Source organism: Microbacterium sp. Y356, from assembly GCF_059445355.1.
This window is the reverse complement of sequence record NZ_JCAIUE010000002.1, coordinates 382,311-400,956: the sequence shown is the minus strand read 5'-3', so window position 1 is coordinate 400,956 and position 18,646 is coordinate 382,311. Positions and strand designations below refer to the sequence as shown.

The following is an 18,646-nucleotide window of genomic DNA, read 5'->3' as shown; positions in this document are numbered from 1 at the left end:
CACAGCATGTCAAACCGACACGCCGCAAGACCCAAATTCGAGTAATTGTTCGAAGCTCAGAAAGCTTCAGGACAACTTCTCTATCTTACCCCGTGGCATCCGTTTGTCAAATCAGCGATCCGAGTGAAACTCGGTTGCGATCTGCGGAACCACAGAGCATCCCGACCCAGACTCTCACCGAGGTGAGCTTCTGTGCTGGGAGGTGGTCCGCTACTTGAGGGGAGCTGAGCCGAGGCCCTGTCTCAACCCTGTGGGGCGAACAAGTAATAACTTACGCGGGATCCAGAGGTCGGGCAAATCATGGCAGTCCCCCGGGCGTGTCCGACTCGACACAGGAACACTTCTCCCCAGGTCACGAGACTTTTCCGTTCAGCGCCGCACGCTGAGGCGTACGCTCGTGCCATGGATTCCCTCCCAACCAGCGCGGATACAGGGGATTCCTTTCGGAGGCCCGTCGCTCTCCCTTCTCTTCTTGCTACCGGAGATCTGGCATGGGCCAGTGTCGCGTCGGTTCTGCTCGCCGCTGGCATCAGTCATCCTTCGGAGCTCGACCCCGATCGCATCGCGATGGCGTACCGCAGCGACCGGCTGTTCCGCATTGACGGTGAGCAGCCATCCGTGTGGTCGCCGTTTTCCGGTTTCTGGCAGACGGAAGACGGCTGGGTACGTACCCATGGCAACTATCCGCATCATGCGCGCGCCCTTTGCCGCGGCCTTGACGTGCCTGAGGGTGCGAGTGCCGATGATCTGCGAGCGACGTTCGCTGCGGCATCCGTTCGAGAATCCGTCGAACGCATCACCCACGCAGGAGGCCTGGCCGTCGCTGTCGCCCGCGAGAATCCGGAGTACGACGCGGCGCTGCGATCGCGACCCCTCGTCGAAATTCGGCGCATCGGCGACGAGGCGCCAAGACCCAGGACGCTGACAAGGTCAAGAACACCGACAAGATCCACGGCGGCGTCAACGCGAACTCCCGATGCGGTAACTCAGCCAGCACCACTGGATGGCATCCGCGTTCTCGACCTCACGCGGGTCATTGCCGGCCCGGTCTGCACCCGCACTCTCGCTTTACTCGGCGCCGACGTGCTGCGAATCGATCCACCCCACATCCCGGAGCCGGAATGGCAGCACCTCGATACCGGCCACGGCAAGCGGACGACTCTTCTCGACGCACGCTCCGAACAGATGACAGCACTGCTGAATGAGGCGGATGTCATCGTGCTCGGTTATCGCCCCGCCGCGCTTGAGCGTCTTGGCCTCTCCCCCGACCAGCTCGCGGGACGGCACCCTGGACTGGTCATCGCTCAGTTGAGCGCGTGGGGCGTCGATCACCCAGACCGCGCAGGCTTCGACAGTCTCGTTCAAGCCGAATCCGGAATCGCGCTCATCGAATCGCCCGACGGCACGCGACCCGGCGCACTACCTGCGCAGGCGCTCGACCACAGCGCCGGCTATATGTTGGCGGCGGCCGTCTGCACAGTGCTCGACCGGCGCGCCCGCGAAGGAGGAACGTGGCACATCGCCGCTTCGCTGCGCCGCGTCGCCGCTGAATTGCTTGGGATGCCGCGTCGAGACGCTCCGGAATCGGAACGGGAGATCGACCCGGCCCTGCACAGCCAACGTTTCAGCGTCGATGGCCACTCGCTCATCACTGCCGCACCTGTGCTGCCCGGGTTCAGTTTTTCGGCGCCCCGCCCGTGGGGCTGCGACGACCCACGGTGGTGAGGATCACGCACAGGGCGAGAGTGAGCATCGCCCAGATTCCGCAGGCCTGCGGCAGCACGCGATAGGCGAGATGCTGGATCGTGAACTCCTCCGTGAAGGGGCCGAACACGAGGTAACCGATCACCCAAGACGCGATGAGGATGACGGGGAGCGAGATCCACCACGACACGCGCATCCAGGTCGGAAGCACGTACTCCCCGGCTCCTCGCGGCTCATTGCGACGCAGCCAGAGCAGTGCCCAGATACCGATGATCAACAGACCCGCGACGCTCGAGCCGTACTGCAGCCACTTGAATCCCTGCAATGGCCCCCACTGATCTGCCAGCGCGGGCAAGAGCTGCAGACCGAGACGTCCTTCGTGCGTGAACTCGTCCCAGAGAATGTGCGAAACGACGCCCAGCAGCAGCGAAACCACCAGCAATGGGACGTGCGACCAACGACGCCCGATTCCCAAGGCCTCGTTCATCGCATCCGCGGGTGTCAGCCCCCAATCGGACGGGAGCCGGCGTGCCAACCATCCCGGCGACAGCTCGGAAGCGGCCGGACGCAGGACGATCCGCCAGAGCAGGAACAGCCCAAACGCGATCACCATCGTCCAGAGGATGTTCGCGTAGGTGTGCGTGAACGAGTACGTCACTCCGAATCCGCGCAGAAAGAGCGGCAGATCCGGCGTCATCGCTCCGATCGCGATGGCGGCGGGAACCAACGGAGTGCGCAGGAACGGCAGTGCCACCACGGCATGGCTCGGGGTGAACGGCATGAATTCAGCCCAGGAAGACGCCCGCGAGAGTCTTCTTGCCTCGACGTAGCACCGATACACCACCCGGCAGGCTTGCCTGCACAACGGCAGCGTCGTCTTCAACGCGTGCTCCGTCAAGCGAGACACCGCCCTGGGCGATCGCGCGTCGTGCCTCGGAAAGGCTCGCGACGAGTCCGGTCGCGACGAGCGCGTCGACGACCGTGGTTCCGGCCGAGATTGTCGCGTTGGGCAGCTCTTCAAGCGCTGAGCGCAGAGTCGCAGCATCCAGCGCAGCCAAATCGCCCTGGCCGAATAGTGCCTCGGATGCCGCGATCACGGCTGCCGTGGCGTCAATTCCGTGCACGGTGGCGACGACCTCGAGGGCAAGGCGCTTCTGCGCAGCACGACGGAACGGCTCCGACTCAACGAGTGCCGCGTACTCTTCGATCTCGGCTCTCGTGAGGAAAGTGAAGATCTTCAGACGCTCGATGACGTCGGCATCAGCCGTGCTGAGCCAGAACTGGTACATCCGGTACGGGCTACACATCTCGGCATCCAGCCAGATCGCGTTGCCCTCACTCTTGCCGAACTTGGTGCCATCGCCGTTGGTGATCAACGGAGTGCCGATCGCGTGCGCCGACTCCCCCTCGACGCGACGAATGAGGTCAGTGCCGCTGGTGAGGTTGCCCCACTGATCGGACCCACCTGTCTGCAGCACGCAACCGTACTGCCGGTAGAGCTCGAGGAAGTCCATACCCTGCAGGATCTGGTAGCTGAACTCGGTGTAGCTGATGCCGGCATCCGAATTGAGGCGCGCGGCGACGGCATCCTTCTTGAGCATGGTTCCGACACGGTAGTGCTTGCCGATCTCGCGAAGGAAGTCGATCGCCGACATCGGCGCCGTCCAGTCAAGGTTGTTCACGATCCGGGCGGCGTTCTCGCCTTCGAAGCTGAGGTAGCGCTCGACCTGCGTCCGCAGGCGCCCGACCCATTCCGCGACGGTCTCCGGTGTATTCAACGTGCGCTCGGCCGTCGGCCGGGGGTCACCGATGAGACCGGTAGAGCCTCCGACGAGGCCGAGTGGCTTGTGTCCGGCGAGCTGCAGACGACGAAGAAGAAGAAGCTGCACGAGGTTGCCCAGGTGCAGGCTCGGTGCCGTCGGGTCGAATCCGCAGTAATACGTGATCGGGTCCCCGCCGAGAAGGGCGCGCAGCGCCTCCTGGTCAGTGGACACGTGGACGAGGCCACGCCACACGATCTCGTCCCACACGTTTTCGAACGTGGGATCGATCGCCGGGGCGGCAGTCGTCAGAGAAGAATTCGACACGCGCTCCAGGCTATCAGCGCGGATCCTCCTCCAACTCACGGATGTACCCGGCGAACCCGGGCACGGGAATGGTTACTCTGCCATGCCCCTCTGAGCGGATCAGGCCTTTTGCGATCAGGCGAGCGCGTACTGAGGAGAGGCTGCGGGAGGATACATCCAACACCTCAGCCAGGTCGGCCCGGTCGACGGTCTCTTCCTTCTCCTGCAACCAGGCGACCACGACGAGAAAGCGTCGCTGATTCGGTGTGGTGTTTGCCCAGCGCGCGGCGAAGAGGTTTCGGAGGTCGCGGTCGACACTCGCACGTGCGGTCTTCACATTGCGCTTGGTGATCGTGCCACCGGCATCCGGTCGTCCTGCCGCGACCCACGCGGCGTCGCCATAGAGCTGCACCGCGTAGGGATATCCGGCGGCGAGCTCGGCAGCCCGCTCGAGCGCATCCGACTCCCATGTGACTTTCAATTCTGCCGCGGGGTCGCGCAGTGCGGCCACCTGCGCTCCGACAGACAGCATCTCCAGCGGGCGATACGCGAAGCGTTCGCTGAAGGTGACGGCGTCAGCGATCTGCTCCGGAGCATTAGGAAGACCTGCGGCATATACCGCCGCTGGAATGTCCGGATGCTCTGCCTGCAAGTGCTGCCAGGCATAGGCGAGAGTCCGGATTCCTTCGGCATCGGCCGACTGCACCTCGTCGATGAACAGCACCAGCGCCTTCACGCGCTTGCGGTCCTCCGCAGTCGCGCGGATCAGCTTCTCGAGCGCGCGTGCGCCGACGGTCTCGGTAGTGGTCGCGGCCTTTGCCTTGGCGCTGACGGAGGCGACACCCGGTACGCCGATCGTCACCGTCAGCTCGTCGAGGTGTTCACGGATCGCGGATGCTGCCACTTGCGGCCATGAGCTGGTGGCTTCGCGAATGCCGTCGATGATCTGTGCGACCAGTCCGCCCTGTTCTCCGGCCGTGACCCAGATGCAGAGCGCTTCACGTTCTTCTGCGAGACGTTGATATGCCCGCAGCAGAGATGTCTTACCGATGCCTCGTTCGCCGAACGCGACGTGAACCCGACCGATCAGCCTCTGGAGGTCGATCATGAGCGAGAGCCGCTCGGTGAATTCCTCGATCAGCTCGCCGCGCCCTGGTACAGCGCGTGCGATCTCTCCTGGCGTGTACGGACTCGGCTGCATCGGTGCTCCAGAGGAAGGATACTTCGGGATACTTTGACCCAAGTATCTCAAAGTATCTGTCGAACGGCAATGGCGCTAGGGTGGCGAGCATGATCGCCTGGACAGATGGAACCTGGACCACCCCGCCCGCCTCGAGCACGGACAATGGCACGCACCTGGAGGTTACAGCCATCGAGGGCAGCGACGCCTGGCGACACACAGCATACGGATTCGTGCATGAGAACGCCCATGCCCTGCTCTCTCCCCTGGCGGTCGGAGACGCGATGGAAGTCTCGTTCCGCGCCCCGTGGGATGGCCAGTTCGATCAGGCCGGTGTCTTCGTCCAGATCGACGATGAGCACTGGATGAAGGCAGGACTGGAGTTCGCCGACGGGCATCTGGGACTCGGCGCAGTCGTCACCGACATCCGCTCGGATTGGTCCGTCGGGTTCGTCGACGAATGGCGCGACGCGGAGATCACCGTGCGGGTGAGCCGGTGGAAGGATGCGCTCATCGTGCGTGCCCGCGCGGATGCCGGCGAGTGGCGGCTCGTGCGCGTGGCCCCGTTCGCCGGTGATGCCGCGGCATCCGCAGGTCCGTTCCTCGCAGCCCCCGCACGTGCCGGCCTCGTCGTGCGTTTCACCCGTTGGGAGCGGAGCTCCGCAGACTCCGCGCTGCACTAAGGACTGCGCACTGAATTAGGAGACCGCGCTGCACTAAGTGCGGTCAGTCGGTCACAGCCCCAGGGCGTGCACAGCAGACTGGGCGCGAGCGATGAGTTCCGCCCGCTGCTCGGCGACGCGGATGGGTGCTGTGCCACCGGCACCGGTGCGGGACGCCACCGAACCTTCGATGCTCAGCACCTCGCGCACCTCGGGCGTGAGGTGCGGCGAGACCTCGGCGAGCAGCTCATCCGAGGCATCCTCCAGACCGATCCCGCGCAGTTCGCAGGCCTTGACCAGGGCGCCGGAGATCTCATGCGCATCGCGGAACGGGACGCGGCGCTTGACGAGCCATTCGGCCACATCCGTCGCGAGAGAGAAGCCCTGCGGGGCGAGCTCTGCCATGCGCGCGGTGTCGAAAGTGAGCGTCGCGACCATGCCGGCGAACGCGGGCAACACGACCTCGAGGGTGTTCACCGAGTCGAAGACCGGCTCCTTGTCCTCCTGCAGATCACGGTTGTACGCGATCGGCAGTCCCTTCAGCGTGGCCATGAGACCAGACAGGTTTCCGATCAGACGACCAGACTTGCCACGAGCCAGCTCAGCGATATCGGGGTTCTTCTTCTGCGGCATGATGCTCGACCCGGTCGAGTAGCTGTCGTGCAGTGTGACGAATCCGAACTCGCGCGTGTTCCAGAGGATGATCTCCTCAGCGAAGCGCGACAGGTCGACACCGATCATCGCCGTGATGAACGCGAACTCCGCCACCACATCACGCGCCGAGGTGCCGTCGAGCGAGTTCTCCGCCGGGCGGTCAAGCCCGAGTTCGCGAGCGACCAGCTCAGGGTCAAGGCCCAACGTTGAGCCAGCGAGCGCTCCCCCGCCGTAGGGCGAGACTCCGGCGCGCACGCGCCAGTCGACGAGGCGTTCAAGTTCGCGCACGAGCGGCCAGGCATGTGCCTGCAGATGGTGCGCGAGCAGCACGGGCTGCGCGTGCTGAAGGTGGGTGCGACCGGGGAGGATAGCACCGGGGTGCGCCTCAGCCTGCGCTACAAGAGCATCGATGACGCGCAGGATGTCGCGGGCGATGACCTTGGCGTGATCGATCAGATACATCCGTACGAGCGTCGCGATCTGATCGTTGCGGCTGCGGCCGGCACGAAGGCGACCACCAAGTTCAGGTCCGAGTTCGACGATCAGCGCCTGCTCGAGGGCGCCGTGCACATCCTCGTCAGAGGGTGCCGGGCGCAGTGTGCCGTCGGCTACCTTTCGTGCGACGGCATCCAGGCCCGCGTGCATCCGCTGCTCTTCGTCTGCCTCAAGGTAACCGGCTGCGGCAAGCGCCTTAGCGTGTGCGTGCGAGCCGGCGATGTCGTAGGGCGCGAGGATCCAGTCGAAGTGCGTGGAGCGGCTGAGCTCCACCAACTCGGGCGACGGCCCACTTGCGAATCGTGCACCCCAGAGTGCGCCCTCGTTCGTGCCGTCGTTCTTCGCCTCGCTCATGGTTCCAGCCTAGCGGCGCACCGGGCTGGGCCCGACGGCTCTGGTCGCTCTCTCGAGCAACCACTCCAGCGGACCACGGCCGATCAGCAGCGCCCACGCCGTGCATCCCAGAATCGTTCCGATCGTGAGCGGCCAGAACGGCTCGAGCGCCACGAACCCGAAGAAGTCGCTCGTGTCACCCAGCGTCGCCAGCGCCACCACTGCCCAGACGAGCAGTTGAACCGTATAGGCGGTCAGCGGCATAGCCCCGGTCGCGCGCAGCGGCAAAGTGACCGCCTTCACCACACGCAGGCGACACAGCAGAAGGCACCCGCCGATCACCGCGATGACGAAGCCGCCCGAGCCGATGACCTCGAACAAGCCGGAGGAGTGTGGATCGGCCGTCCACACCGCTGACCAGTACGTGTCGTCCTGCGGCGCCGGCAGGGCCGCCAGTGTGTAGCCAACCGCTGCCAGTGCCGCTCCCCCGAACAGCATCCGCACCTGCACGACGAGTCGCGTCACTCCCGCTCGCGCGACACCGAGGCCCGCAAGCACGAACGCGATCCATACCGTGAACGGGTAGTGCCACCCCAGCATGGCGTCGACTTCGCCGTCGATCGGCAGCCCAGCAAGCACCGGCTGCACGAACGACATCACGATGCCCGACCCCGCTGCGATCCACAGAGGCGTGCGCGCGGATAGGCCGGTGAACGGCAGCGCGATCAGGAACAGGATCGCGTAGGCGGGCAGGATCATGTACACCGGCACACCGGTGAGGATCAGCAGCACGCCGAGCACCCAGAGCATGAGCGCGCGCAACACAAGCTTCCAGCGTGCGACAGTCATCGTTTTGGTGGGCAGCGGCGTGCGCCCACCGGTCACCAATCCGATGGAGACACCAGCGAGAGTCGCGAACAAGATCGACGACCGACCGTCGACGACCGCCATCCAGGTGGAGGGATCGGTCCAGACGAATCCATCGGCGATCAGCAACAGGTGTGCTGCGAACATCCCGACGACGGCAAGACCGCGCGCCAGATCGATGCCCGCGATGCGAGCAGGACCGTTCAGACGACGCCAGTGCTTTGCTGGCCATCCCGCTCGCATAGTTGGGGGATCAGCTCTGCCGAAGCAGCCAGACCAGAAGTGCCTTCTGGGCGTGCAGACGGTTCTCTGCCTCGTCCCAGACGACGCTCTGCGGGCCGTCGATGATTTCGGAGTCGACCTCGTAGCCGCGGTCGGCCGGGAGGCAGTGAATGAAGATCGCCTCCGGGTCAGCGAGACTCATCGTCTCCGCGGTGACCTTGTACGCACCGAGATCGCGGATGCGCGCGAGCTTCTCCTCTTCCTTGCCCATCGACACCCAGGTGTCGGTGACGATGACGTCCGCACCGGCGGCAGCCTCGACGGGATCGGTGAACAGGGTGATCGAACCGCCGGTCTCGGCAGCGCGGCGGTCGGCGTCCGCAATGACATCGGCGCGCGGAGCGTACGACTCCGGCGATGCGATCCGCACGTGCATGCCGGCCGTTACGCAGGCAAGCGCATAGGAGTGCGCCATGTTGCTCTCGCCATCGCCGAAGAACGTCAGGGTCAGGCCCTTGAGCTCACCCTTGTGCTCACGGATCGTCAGCAGGTCGGCGAGCAGCTGGCACGGGTGGAAGTCATCAGAGAGCGCATTGACCACTGGCACGCGGGTGCCCTTGGCCATCTCCTCAAGCCCAGCCTGCGCATAGGTGCGCCACACGATAGCGGCGACCTGACGCTCGAGCACGCGAGCAGTGTCGGACGGGGTCTCCTTACCGCCGAGCTGACTGCTCGCGGTCGAAATGATCAGGGGCGTTCCACCGAGGTCGGCGATACCGACGGCGAACGAGACACGGGTGCGAGTGGATGACTTGTCGAAGATGACCGCGACGGTCTGCGGGCCTGCGAGCGTTTTGTCAGCCCAGCGGTCCTTCTTCAGTTCGACAGCGAGGTCGATGATCTCGGCCTGCTCGGCCGAGGTCAGGTCATCGTCACGCAACAGGTGGCGGGTCATGCGGGTACCTTTCCGGTTTCGGATGCCGCAAGGCTCGCCTGAACGTCGGCGAGGGCTGCGGAGAACAGCGTCTGGAATTCTTCGATCTCGGCGTCGCCGATGTTGAGGGCTGGTGCGAGGCGCACCGTGCTCGAGTTCGCGGCGTTGATGATGAGGCCGCGCTCCTGGGCTGCGGCGACGATGGCACCGGCGACGGGAGCATTAAACGCCACACCGATCAGCAGTCCGCGTCCGCGGACCTCGTCGACCAACTCAGAGCCGAGGCCCTCGATCACAGCACGCAGCTGCGCACCGCGCACGGCGGCGTTCTTCACAAGCCCCGCGTTCTCAATCTCGGCGAGAACCGCGTTCGCGACGGCGGCACCCAAGGGATTGCCGCCAAAGGTCGACCCGTGGGACCCGGGCGTGAACAGGGCGCTTGCCCCACCGTAGGTGACGAGCGCACCGATCGGGAAGCCGCCACCGATGCCCTTGGCGAGGGTGATCACGTCTGGAGTGATGCCCTCGTGATTGAACCCGAACCAGTCTCCGGTGCGTCCGGCACCGGTCTGAATCTCGTCAACGATCAGCAGCGCGCCGTGCTTCAACGTGAGCGAACGTGCTGCGGCGAGGTAACCCGCCGGCAGTTCGACGACGCCGGCCTCTCCCTGAATGGGCTCGACGAAGACAGCTGCGACACGTTCATCCAGCGCAGCCTCTAGCGCCTCGATCGTGGCGGGGATGTGCTCGACGCCTCCGGGCATCGGCTCGAAGGGCTCTCGATACGCCTTCTTCGCGGTGAGCGCGAGCGAGCCCATGGTGCGTCCGTGGAACGCGCTCTCGAGGGCGATGATGCGGGGGCGCTCGGCGCCGCCGTGCAGGCGGGCAAGCTTGAAAGCCGCTTCGTTTGCCTCAGCGCCCGAGTTCGAGAAGTACACCCGCCCGTCGATGCCAGCGCCCGCCAAGCGTTTCAGGCGCGCAGCGAGTTCGAGCTGCGGCGGCGTGGCGAAGTAGTTTGACACGTGCGTGAGGATTGCGGCCTGCTTCGAGATCGCCTCGACAAACACCGGATGTGCGTGGCCGAGCGAAGTCACCGCGATGCCAGCGAGGAAGTCAAGGTGTCGCTTGCCGTCACCGTCCCACAGATAAGAGCCTTCGCCGCGGGTCAGCAACGCCAACCGGTCGCCCGCATTGAGCACCAGATCTCGTGCTGCTTCTTCCTGCCAGACGGTCATGCCGTCACCCCCGAATTTCCGAGTACCACTTGTGTTCCGATTCCCTTGCTTGTGAAGAGCTCTACGAGCACCGAGTGCGGCACGCGTCCATCGATGATGGCCGCCGCATCCACTCCGCCTTCGACGGCATCCAGGCATGCGCGCATCTTCGGGATCATTCCCGATTCCAGCGTCGGCAGCATCTCGGTGAGTTGCGCGGACGTCAAGTGCGAGACGAGTGAGTCCCGGTTGGGCCAGTCCGCATACAGCCCAGCCACGTCGGTGAGGACGACCAGTTTGCGTGCATTCAGTGCGATAGCCAGAGCGGATGCCGCGGCATCCGCGTTCACGTTCAACGACTGACCTGGGTGATCAAGGTCGGGCGCGATGCTGGAGATCACCGGAATACGGCCCGCCGCCAGGTGATCGAGCACCGCGGTCGGATCGACCTGCACCACGTCTCCGACGCGACCGAGGTCGACCGTCTCACCGTCGATCACGACGCCGCGGCGACGTCCACCGAATAGGCCGGCGTCCTCACCACTCAGACCGGTCGCGATCGGACCGTGCGAGTTGATCTTCGCAACGAGCTGCGGGTTCACCTGGCCGGTGAGCACCATACGCACAACGCTGATCGCCTCGGTGTTGGTGACCCGGTATCCGCCCTTGAACTCGCTGGGGATCGCAAGGCGATCGAGCATGCTCGAAATCTGCGGCCCACCGCCGTGTACGACGACCGGCTGCACGCCGACGTAGCGCAGATACGCGATGTCCTGCGCGAACGCCTCTTGCAGTGCATCCGAGACCATCGCGTTGCCGCCGTACTTGACGACGACGATCTGATCGCGGAACTTTTTCAGCCACGGCAGCGACTCAATGAGCGTCGTGGCCTTCTCGGCAGCGACGTCGGGCGGTGTGTCCTGAATGTCGGTCATGAGGCGTACGCACTGTTCTCATGCACGTAATCGTGCGTGAGGTCGTTGGTGCGGATCGTGGCCTCGGCCTCGCCCACCTGGAGGTCAATCAGCAGGTCGGTGGCGCGCGGGGTGAGGTCGACTTCCTCACGGGGCCGGTCAGGTCCGCCCTCGCTGCAGACCCGCACGCCGTTCATCCAGACGTCGACGTTGTACGGGTCGAACTGGGCATTGGTCGTGCCGATCGCGGCAAGCACGCGGCCCCAGTTCGGGTCGTTGCCGAAGATCGCCGCCTTGAAGAGGTTGTTTCGAGCGACGGAGCGGCCAACTTCCACGGCCTCCTGCTCGCTGATCGCGTTGGTGACACGGATCGTGATGTCGTGGCTCGCGCCCTCGGCATCACCCTGCAGTTTGATCGCGAGCTGATCGCTGAGCTCGGTCAGCGCTGCCGCGAAATCGTCGAGATCAGGGCGGATGCCGCTCGCGCCGTTGGCAAGCAGCGTCACCTGGTCATTGGTCGACATGCAGCCGTCAGAGTCGAGCCGGTCGAAGGTCTGGCCAGTGGCGCGGCGAAGCGCGGTGTCGGCTTCGAGCGCTTCGAGGTCGGCGTCGGTCGTGATGACGACGAGCATCGTCGCAAGGCCCGGTGCCAGCATCCCCGCGCCCTTCGCCATGCCGCCGATCGTCCAACCGTCACGCGAGACCACGGCGGTCTTGACGACGGTATCTGTCGTCATGATCGCCTGGGCGGCAAGGTCTCCACCCTCGGCGCTGAGCTCGGCAATCGCCTGCTCGGTGCCGGAGAGGACCCTGGAACGGAAGACGTCATCGCCGGTGCCGATGAGACCAGTGGAGCAGACCAGGATGTCGCCGGCGCTGACGTCCAACAACTCGGCGGCCTTCTCGGCGGTCTGATGCGTGGTCTGGAAGCCGAAGCTACCGGTGAAGCAGTTCGCGCCGCCGGAGTTCAGCACAATCGCTTCCACTGTGCGGTCGGCGATCACCTGCTGTGACCAGATGATGGGGTTCGCCTTGGCGCGGTTGCTGGTGAAGACAGCGGCGCCGATCTTGCGCGGACCACGATTCACGACGACAGCGAGGTCGGGCTTCCCTGTCGATTTGAGCCCTGCGACCACGCCGGCCGCTTCGAATCCTTGAGGTGCAGTGACGCTCACGGGGCGACTCCGTTCAGTGAAAGGGCACGGTCTTCGGGAAGACCAAGCGCGAGGTTCATGGATTGGATAGCCGCACCGGCGGTACCCTTGACGAGGTTGTCGACCGCTGTGACGACGGTGACGCGGTTCGCGCCGCGGTCGATGGCGAGTCCGATGAGGGCTGTGTTGGCGCCGATGACGTCGGCGGTGCGAGGGAACTGACCTTCCGGCAGCAGCTGCACGAAGGTCTCGTCGCCGTATGCGTTCTCCCACGCTGCGCGAATCTCGGCGTCGGAGACGCCCGGCATGATCGGCGCCGTGGACGTGGCGAGGATGCCCCGCGCCATCGGCACAAGAACGGGCGTGAAGGAGATGCGCACGCTGTCGGCACCTGCTGCGGCGAGCGCCTGCTGAATCTCGGGGATGTGCCGGTGCGTGCCGCCGACCGCATAGGGGTTGGCGGAGCCCAGGACCTCACTCGCCAACAGGTTGGTCTTCAGGCTCTTGCCTGCACCCGAAGGCCCGACCGCGAGCACCGAGACGATGTCGCTCGGGTCGATGACACCTGCAGCGACTCCCGGTGCGAGGCTCAAGCTCACCGTGGATGCGTTACAGCCAGGGGCGGCGATGCGCTTCGCATCACGTAGGTGCTCACGCTGCTTCACACCATTGTCGATCAGCTCCGGCACGCCATAGGCCCATGGCTCATGGAAGTGCCCACCATAGAAGGCGTCCCAGGAAGCCTGCGAGGTCAGGCGGTGATCTGCACCCGCGTCGATGATGAGCGGCACATCGTCCAGGGCATCCGTGTACTGGCCGGACTGGCCGTGCGGAAGCGCGAGGAAGACGATGTCGTGGCCAGCAAGGATCTCGGGGGTGGTGTCCTGCAGAGTCAGGTGCGCGAGTGAACGCAAGTGCGGTTGGTGCTGGATGAGCGGCTGGCCGGCGTTGGAATGCGCGGTCACGGTGCGGATCTCAATGTCAGGGTGACTCGCGAGCAGGCGCAGGATCTCGCCGCCCGCATAGCCGGATGCGCCGGAGACGGCGACGGTATACGTCATTCTTCTACCTTAACGGTCTGGAGTGGTGGGCCGAAGGCGGCGACACCGGTGCTCGACCCGCAAAGCCGAAGATCGGCGTTCGGGGAACACGGGGTCGCCTAGAGTCGGCGGCCGCCCAGACGGCTGCGGCGTCGGCGCACCACGACGACGCTCGGAGCGAGCGTCGGTGAAGCGGATGCAGCCGAAGACATGTGGCGAGAATAGACCCGCGGCTATGGCATCCGCAAATCGCACATGCGCCAGGTAGGCCTCACGATCCGGTCGGCGCGGCGAAGAAAGCCAGCTCATGCCGAGCCGAAGCCTCGAAAGCCGTCCGCATCCGAGCGCGGGTGTCAGAAGTGACCGTCGTCGCCGCAGCAGCCACATATGCGATCGCCTGACCAGTGGCATCCTCGAACGCGGGATCGGCGTACGTGGCCAGCCAGGACGCGTATGGATGCTCCGCGCTCTGCGCGTACGCGCCGAACTCCCCCGCGTGCAAGCGCTGGCCGAGGTCGGTGTACAGCCAGAAGCACGGAAGCGCCGCCGCGATGAGTTCTGAATAGTTCCCGGAGTGGGCGGCCGCCCGCAGATGATCGAGATACGCGATGGTCGCCGCCGCTGGTTCGGCAACGAATGTGTCGTGTGTGACACCCTGCGCTGGGGTGAGCCAGGACACGTGTAGTTCGAGTTCACCAGCGATGGCGCCGTGTGCGGACTGCGCCCAGAACGCCTGCTCCGCGGAGGTGGGCGCCAGCCGCGCGGCCTCGGCGAGGATCCTGGCGTATTCACGCAGATACAGAGCATCCTGCGCGAGATAGAACAGGAACACGTCCTGCCTGAGGGTGCCGTCAGCGAGTGCGCGGATGAACGGCAACTCGTCGATGTCGGCACGCACCTGAGCGGTGGCGTCCCACCATTCGGCGGTGAGTTCTTGCACTGTGGGGCGAGTCTGCAGACCGCCGCGCTTCCAGAGCCCGGCGAAGTGGTGCACAGGACCGTGTCCTCTCCCGACGTCGAGCTCAGCACCAGCCCTGAGCGATTCACGCAGCCAGGAGCGAGCGGATGCCACGGCCTCCGGCCACTCTTCACCAAGACCACGCCTGGTGGCGAGCGCTGCGGAAAGCGAGCATCCGGTGCCGTGTGTACTCGTGGTGTCGATGCGCGTGCCGGGGAACTCGTGCACGGTACCGGCGCCGACGAGCGCGTCTGGTGCCTCGTCTCCTGTCAGGTGACCGCCCTTCACAAGCACCGCCGCCCCGGTGCGCTCGGCCAGTTCGCGTGCGACGGCGATGCCTTCTGCCCAGTCGTCGATGCTGTCTCGGCCCGTGAGTGTGGCCAGTTCGGGAAGGTTCGGAGTGATCACATCCGCATATCGCAGCAGATCGTCAAGCGCGGCTTCCGCCTCGGCGTCCAGCAAACGATCTCCGCTGGTGGCGACCATGACCGGGTCGAGAACGACGACAGGCGGGCGCACCTCCACGAGCCAGGAGATGACGGTGCGGATGACCTCTGCGCCCGCAAGCATCCCGATCTTCACAGCATCGATCTCGATGTCGTCCGATATCGCGTCCAGCTGCGCGCGCAGGAAGTCCGTCGGGGGCACGTGCACTGCTCGCACTCCCTGCGTGTTCTGCGCGGTGAGCGCGGTGATCACCGCCATCCCGTAGCCACCGTTGGCTGCGATGGACTTGAGATCGGCCTGGATGCCTGCACCGCCGGAGGGGTCGCTGCCCGCGATGCTGAGCACACGCGGCACTGTCTTTCCCCGCCACCGCTGGCGGAAGATCTGCGCCGCTGCGCGCGGATCATCGGCTGCACACAGCGCCGAGACCACGGCGACTCCGACTGCTCCGGCTTCGCGCAGCGCCGCGACGTCGTCGAGGCCGACGCCACCGATCGCGACGCACGGCAGCGGACTCGCCGCTGCGAAGGCCCGGAAGCCGTCGATGCCCAGTGCCGGTGGATGATCAGGTTTCGTGCTGGTCGGGTGGATGACCCCGACGCCGAGGTGGTCGACCGTGCCAGCAGGGAGGGCGCGCACGGCGTCGAGGTGTTCAAGGGTGTTCGCGGTGAGACCGATGATCGCATCGGGCCCGAGGAGCTCGCGGGCACGCAGTACCGAGGCGTCCGCCTGCCCGAGGTGGACGCCGTCTACCCGTGCTCCCCTCTCCCTCGCCGCAACTGCAGCGTCCAGCCGGTCGTTGACGACGAGCAACGCGCGCCCATCGATCACGCGGGAAAGCTCTAGCAGTTGCTCGACGATGTCGGAATCCGTTGCCGTCTTGTCGCGCAACTGCACGAAGCGCACACCGCCGGCGACCGCGCGTCTCACGGTCTCCGCGACCCCGCGCGAGCCGCACAGGTCGGGGTCAGTGACGAGGTAGACCGAAAGGTCGACGTTCATCGCTCATCCGTTCCGAGTCGCGCCGCGGACGCGATGTCTTCGGGTGTGAGCGCGGCGAGCGCGTCGAGCAGTGCCACCGCGAAGCTCCCTGGTCCGTGAGACTTCTCCGCCGCGTGTTCTGCGGCAATCGTGTATACGAGGCTCGCCGAGGCGACGGCCCTGAGCATAGACACGTCGGCGGTGCGGGCAGCGCCGAGGAAGGCTGCCATGACGGCGCCGAGGGCGCAGCCACCGCCGGTCACCTTCGTGAGCAGCTCGTGACCGTTCGCGATGCGGATGATCTCGTCACCATCGGTGATGAGATCGACGGGTCCCGATACTGCGACGACGCTCCCGAAGCGCTGGGCGAGGGCACGAGCGGCGTCGGATGCAGCATCCGTCGTGTCGGTGGCATCCACTCCCCGGCCTCCGGCTGTCATGCCAGCCAAGGCGAGGATCTCCGAGGCGTTTCCACGGATCGCCGACGGGCGCCGTTCTGCGAGTTCATGAGCCAGCGCCGTGCGCACCGGCAGTGCGCCGATCGCAACGGGGTCGAGCACCCATGGCGTGCCGGCGGCCACGGCTCCGGCCGCCGCCTCGCGGCACGCGTCTCGTTGCTCTGGCGTCGGGGTGCCGAGATTCAGCAGTACGCCAGAGGCGATGCCGGCGAACATCTCGCTCTCCCCCACGATGTCGACCATCGCGGGCGCTGCGCCGATTGCCAGCAGCACGTTTGCGGTGAATCCGGTCACGACGGTGTTCGTGATGCAGTGGGTGAGTGGAGGTTCAGCCCGCAGGGACGTCAGCAGGCGAGCTGCGTCATCGACGAGGGTGGTGGACGGTGGACGCAGAAGATCGCTCAATGCGACATCCCTTCGCTAGTACGAACTAGATCAGGTTCGACGGGTGTGCTCTCAGCCGCCCTGTGGCGGCACCCCGTGTCACTGCTCGGAGTCTAGCGGAGCGCACCCGGCGTGGTCGGGGAGCGATGGTCCTGGTCTAGTGCCGCGATCAGGAAGCTCGATTAAGAAATTTCGCCGATCCACGAGAGCGTGGGCGTCGTCCACTCGGCATCCGGTCGCCATGTCGTCCAGGATCGCTCGAATGGCCAGTTGCCCGCGTGGAAGGATGCGATCGCCGCATCCGCATGCTTTTCGATCTGCGCAGCATCCGCGGCCGATAGGCGTCCCTGGATGACGGCTTCGATGAGCTCATCCTCGTCTTTCAACCCGATCTCGCCGTCGAAGCCAATCTCGACGTCGAGGACGTGGTCCGATGAGTAGGTCGCCGCGTCGGTGCGCTGGTGTGCGTTCTCGAGGTTCACGTACCAGCCTGCGAACGTCCACTCGTCTCCGCTTGCCTCACTCCAAAACAGCCAGACCGACCACGGCATGCCAGCGGGCGCGATCCGCAGCACGCCGTTTCCCCACCACTCCTCGACGATTCGGGTGCGTTCAACGAGCCAGCGCTCGGCCAGCGGCACGGTGCGGATGCGTTGCCCGTCTGGCGCTCCCATTCCCTCGAGCTTCGCTCCGGGAGCGAGCCAGGCGACGAGCCCTCGTTCGTCATCACGCACCACCCGCATCGGTGCGACGTTCGAGACGTCACCCTTCTGCCAGAGAGGCTTGCGGTAGTGCCAGTCAATCTGCGCGCCCGGCGCGAGGAAGGGCTGGTCGCCAAGCTCGCGGGCCTCGGCTGGAGCCGTGGGCGCGGTGGCGCGCGGAACCGTCACGATCAGTCGGTCCAGGGCATCGGGCGCTCAGGATCGCGAGTGGCATCATCCGGAAGGTGCGGAAGCTCTTCGCCCGCCGCACGGATGCAGAGCCAGCGCAGTTCACCTGGGCTGTCGGGACGAGCACGCCAGGTGCGCCATACTCCCTGGCCGACGCGGATGGTGGAACCAGGGCCGACGTCGACGACATCGTCGTCGAGCCCCATCTGGCCGAGGCCCTCAAGGAATACGTAGAGCTCCTCGGCTGTGCTGTGCGTGTGCCAGTAGCCGGCTTCCTCCCCAGGAACGAGGGCATTGGCGGTCATGCCGATGTACTGCATCGCCAGTTCGTGGTCGACGACACGTCTGCCGTCACGTGAACGTGCCGGCACAAAACCACCGAAGTGGTCGCGCCACTGGTCCGGGGCACCGATCTCGGTCACTTCGTAGTCACTCATGGGGCGGCCTTCCGCTGATTCTCGTCGTGGGTGTACTGGGCTTCACGCGACTGGGGTTCGCGACCATTTGCCACCCGCGCGCTCATAGACGATGCGTGTGTGATTGCGATCCACTGAACCCTGCCAGAACTCAATGCGGGTGGGGACGATACGCCACAGCACCCACTCGCCGGGGAGGATGCCTTCGCGCGCACCAGGCGAGCGGGCTGCGAGATCGGCCGCACTATCCTGCTCTGATGCCTCGACGACTGTGCCGCGCACGCGTACTGCCCGAAGCACTGGCTGCCACCAGAAGTTCATCGCCGCCACCGGCCGCGCTGCCAACTGGGCGGCTTTTCGTGAGTCTCGAGATCCGGCGAAGCCCCATCCCTTTTCGCTGACGTCCTTCAGGCTGAGTGCGCGCGCATCGGGAATGCCCTCGGCGTCGACGGTCGCCAATGTGGCCGCCTGCGGTTCGGGAACGCCGCGCGCTGCGGCGTCGTGAATCCACGCCAGAAACATCGCCGCAGGATCGTCACCGAAAGAGTCTTCGTCGAGTGGTGGAGCAGTTCCGGTCAGCGCAGGCTGGGCGCGCAACCATTCGGCGACAGAGTTTTGTGACATGCCGTCATCCTTTCGGATCATTCAGCGTCCGCCGATAAGGACACGCGTA

Annotated in this window: 17 protein-coding genes and 1 riboswitch; of the genes, 2 read left to right on the top strand and 15 right to left on the bottom strand. The window is 65.5% G+C overall.

The genetic code is table 11. The features are described 5' to 3' along the window. Positions 1-402 precede the first annotated feature (402 nt). Complete coding sequence (locus AC1C2Q_RS15605) at positions 403-1,725, top strand: CoA transferase (protein WP_495450847.1); 1,323 nt, start codon at positions 403-405, stop codon at positions 1,723-1,725. Here the strand turns inward: AC1C2Q_RS15605 and AC1C2Q_RS15600 are convergent. Genes AC1C2Q_RS15600 through AC1C2Q_RS15590 form a run of 3 tightly spaced genes read right to left on the bottom strand, consistent with a single transcriptional unit; the run spans position 1,676 to position 4,971 of the window. Then, positions 1,676-2,485, bottom strand: a complete 810-nt coding sequence (locus AC1C2Q_RS15600) for a DUF4184 family protein (RefSeq protein ID WP_495450846.1) — start codon at positions 2,483-2,485, stop codon at positions 1,676-1,678. The genes AC1C2Q_RS15605 and AC1C2Q_RS15600 overlap by 50 nt on opposite strands. A gap of 4 nt (positions 2,486-2,489) precedes the next feature. Further along, positions 2,490-3,791 carry a tyrosine--tRNA ligase gene (gene tyrS, locus AC1C2Q_RS15595; protein WP_495450845.1) on the bottom strand — a complete coding sequence of 434 codons (1,302 nt, stop codon included), beginning with the start codon at positions 3,789-3,791 and terminating at the stop codon, positions 2,490-2,492. Positions 3,792-3,804: 13 nt separating this feature from the next. Next, a complete protein-coding gene (locus AC1C2Q_RS15590) occupies positions 3,805-4,971 on the bottom strand; it encodes an ATP-binding protein (RefSeq protein ID WP_495432160.1) in 1,167 nt (388 codons plus the stop codon). An 89-nt stretch (positions 4,972-5,060) separates the two neighbouring features. Between AC1C2Q_RS15590 and AC1C2Q_RS15585 the strand changes: the two genes are divergently transcribed. After that, positions 5,061-5,633 carry a DUF1349 domain-containing protein gene (locus AC1C2Q_RS15585; protein WP_495450844.1) on the top strand — a complete coding sequence of 191 codons (573 nt, stop codon included), beginning with the start codon at positions 5,061-5,063 and terminating at the stop codon, positions 5,631-5,633. Positions 5,634-5,684: 51 nt separating this feature from the next. On the opposite strand, the gene argH is transcribed toward AC1C2Q_RS15585, so the two are convergent. The 12 genes from argH to AC1C2Q_RS15525 form a co-directional block, all read right to left on the bottom strand. Then, positions 5,685-7,115, bottom strand: a complete 1,431-nt coding sequence (gene argH / locus AC1C2Q_RS15580; protein WP_495432158.1) for an argininosuccinate lyase — start codon at positions 7,113-7,115, stop codon at positions 5,685-5,687. 9 nt (positions 7,116-7,124) lie between these two features. Then, a complete protein-coding gene (locus AC1C2Q_RS15575; RefSeq protein WP_495450843.1) occupies positions 7,125-8,204 on the bottom strand; it encodes a DUF418 domain-containing protein in 1,080 nt (359 codons plus the stop codon). Between the two features lie 10 nt (positions 8,205-8,214). After that, positions 8,215-9,138: an ornithine carbamoyltransferase gene (argF, locus tag AC1C2Q_RS15570; RefSeq protein WP_495432155.1), complete on the bottom strand. Its 924-nt coding sequence runs from the start codon at positions 9,136-9,138 to the stop codon at positions 8,215-8,217. Then, on the bottom strand, positions 9,135-10,352 hold the full coding sequence (locus tag AC1C2Q_RS15565) for an acetylornithine transaminase (protein WP_495450842.1): 1,218 nt from the start codon (positions 10,350-10,352) through the stop codon (positions 9,135-9,137). The genes argF and AC1C2Q_RS15565 overlap by 4 nt, the downstream gene beginning before the upstream one ends. After that, positions 10,349-11,266 carry an acetylglutamate kinase gene (gene argB, locus AC1C2Q_RS15560; RefSeq protein WP_495432153.1) on the bottom strand — a complete coding sequence of 306 codons (918 nt, stop codon included), beginning with the start codon at positions 11,264-11,266 and terminating at the stop codon, positions 10,349-10,351. Before argB ends, AC1C2Q_RS15565 begins: the two co-directional genes overlap by 4 nt. Continuing rightward, positions 11,263-12,420, bottom strand: coding sequence for a bifunctional glutamate N-acetyltransferase/amino-acid acetyltransferase ArgJ (argJ, locus tag AC1C2Q_RS15555; RefSeq protein WP_495450841.1), 1,158 nt, complete (start codon positions 12,418-12,420; stop codon positions 11,263-11,265). The genes argB and argJ overlap by 4 nt, the downstream gene beginning before the upstream one ends. Beyond that, complete coding sequence (gene argC / locus AC1C2Q_RS15550) at positions 12,417-13,460, bottom strand: N-acetyl-gamma-glutamyl-phosphate reductase (RefSeq protein ID WP_495432151.1); 1,044 nt, start codon at positions 13,458-13,460, stop codon at positions 12,417-12,419. The genes argJ and argC overlap by 4 nt, the downstream gene beginning before the upstream one ends. Before the next feature lie 250 nt (positions 13,461-13,710). After that, positions 13,711-15,846 carry a bifunctional hydroxymethylpyrimidine kinase/phosphomethylpyrimidine kinase gene (locus tag AC1C2Q_RS15545; protein WP_495450840.1) on the bottom strand — a complete coding sequence of 712 codons (2,136 nt, stop codon included), beginning with the start codon at positions 15,844-15,846 and terminating at the stop codon, positions 13,711-13,713. Then, positions 15,843-16,688 carry a hydroxyethylthiazole kinase gene (thiM, locus tag AC1C2Q_RS15540; protein ID WP_495450839.1) on the bottom strand — a complete coding sequence of 282 codons (846 nt, stop codon included), beginning with the start codon at positions 16,686-16,688 and terminating at the stop codon, positions 15,843-15,845. Before thiM ends, AC1C2Q_RS15545 begins: the two co-directional genes overlap by 4 nt. Beyond that, positions 16,679-16,774: riboswitch (TPP riboswitch) on the bottom strand. It overlaps the preceding gene by 10 nt. 75 nt (positions 16,775-16,849) lie before the next feature. Beyond that, entirely contained in the window at positions 16,850-17,557 is a 708-nt protein-coding gene (locus tag AC1C2Q_RS15535) for a DUF402 domain-containing protein (protein WP_495450838.1), read from the bottom strand. Positions 17,558-17,559: 2 nt separating this feature from the next. Next, a complete protein-coding gene (locus AC1C2Q_RS15530) occupies positions 17,560-17,994 on the bottom strand; it encodes a cupin domain-containing protein (RefSeq protein ID WP_495432147.1) in 435 nt (144 codons plus the stop codon). A gap of 42 nt (positions 17,995-18,036) precedes the next feature. Then, entirely contained in the window at positions 18,037-18,597 is a 561-nt protein-coding gene (locus AC1C2Q_RS15525; protein ID WP_495450837.1) for a pyridoxine/pyridoxamine 5'-phosphate oxidase, read from the bottom strand. Between the last annotated feature and the right edge of the window lie 49 nt (positions 18,598-18,646).

Coding starts and splice junctions, on each gene's coding strand:
- AC1C2Q_RS15605 (WP_495450847.1), top strand. CDS start 403: ATGGATTCCCTCCCAACCAGCGCGGATACAGGGGATTCCTTTCGGAGG.
- AC1C2Q_RS15600 (WP_495450846.1), bottom strand. CDS start 2,485: ATGCCGTTCACCCCGAGCCATGCCGTGGTGGCACTGCCGTTCCTGCGC.
- AC1C2Q_RS15590 (WP_495432160.1), bottom strand. CDS start 4,971: ATGCAGCCGAGTCCGTACACGCCAGGAGAGATCGCACGCGCTGTACCA.
- AC1C2Q_RS15585 (WP_495450844.1), top strand. CDS start 5,061: ATGATCGCCTGGACAGATGGAACCTGGACCACCCCGCCCGCCTCGAGC.
- argH (WP_495432158.1), bottom strand. CDS start 7,115: ATGAGCGAGGCGAAGAACGACGGCACGAACGAGGGCGCACTCTGGGGT.
- AC1C2Q_RS15575 (WP_495450843.1), bottom strand. CDS start 8,204: ATGCGAGCGGGATGGCCAGCAAAGCACTGGCGTCGTCTGAACGGTCCT.
- argF (WP_495432155.1), bottom strand. CDS start 9,138: ATGACCCGCCACCTGTTGCGTGACGATGACCTGACCTCGGCCGAGCAG.
- AC1C2Q_RS15565 (WP_495450842.1), bottom strand. CDS start 10,352: ATGACCGTCTGGCAGGAAGAAGCAGCACGAGATCTGGTGCTCAATGCG.
- argB (WP_495432153.1), bottom strand. CDS start 11,266: ATGACCGACATTCAGGACACACCGCCCGACGTCGCTGCCGAGAAGGCC.
- argC (WP_495432151.1), bottom strand. CDS start 13,460: ATGACGTATACCGTCGCCGTCTCCGGCGCATCCGGCTATGCGGGCGGC.
- AC1C2Q_RS15545 (WP_495450840.1), bottom strand. CDS start 15,846: ATGAACGTCGACCTTTCGGTCTACCTCGTCACTGACCCCGACCTGTGC.
- AC1C2Q_RS15530 (WP_495432147.1), bottom strand. CDS start 17,994: ATGAGTGACTACGAAGTGACCGAGATCGGTGCCCCGGACCAGTGGCGC.
- AC1C2Q_RS15525 (WP_495450837.1), bottom strand. CDS start 18,597: ATGTCACAAAACTCTGTCGCCGAATGGTTGCGCGCCCAGCCTGCGCTG.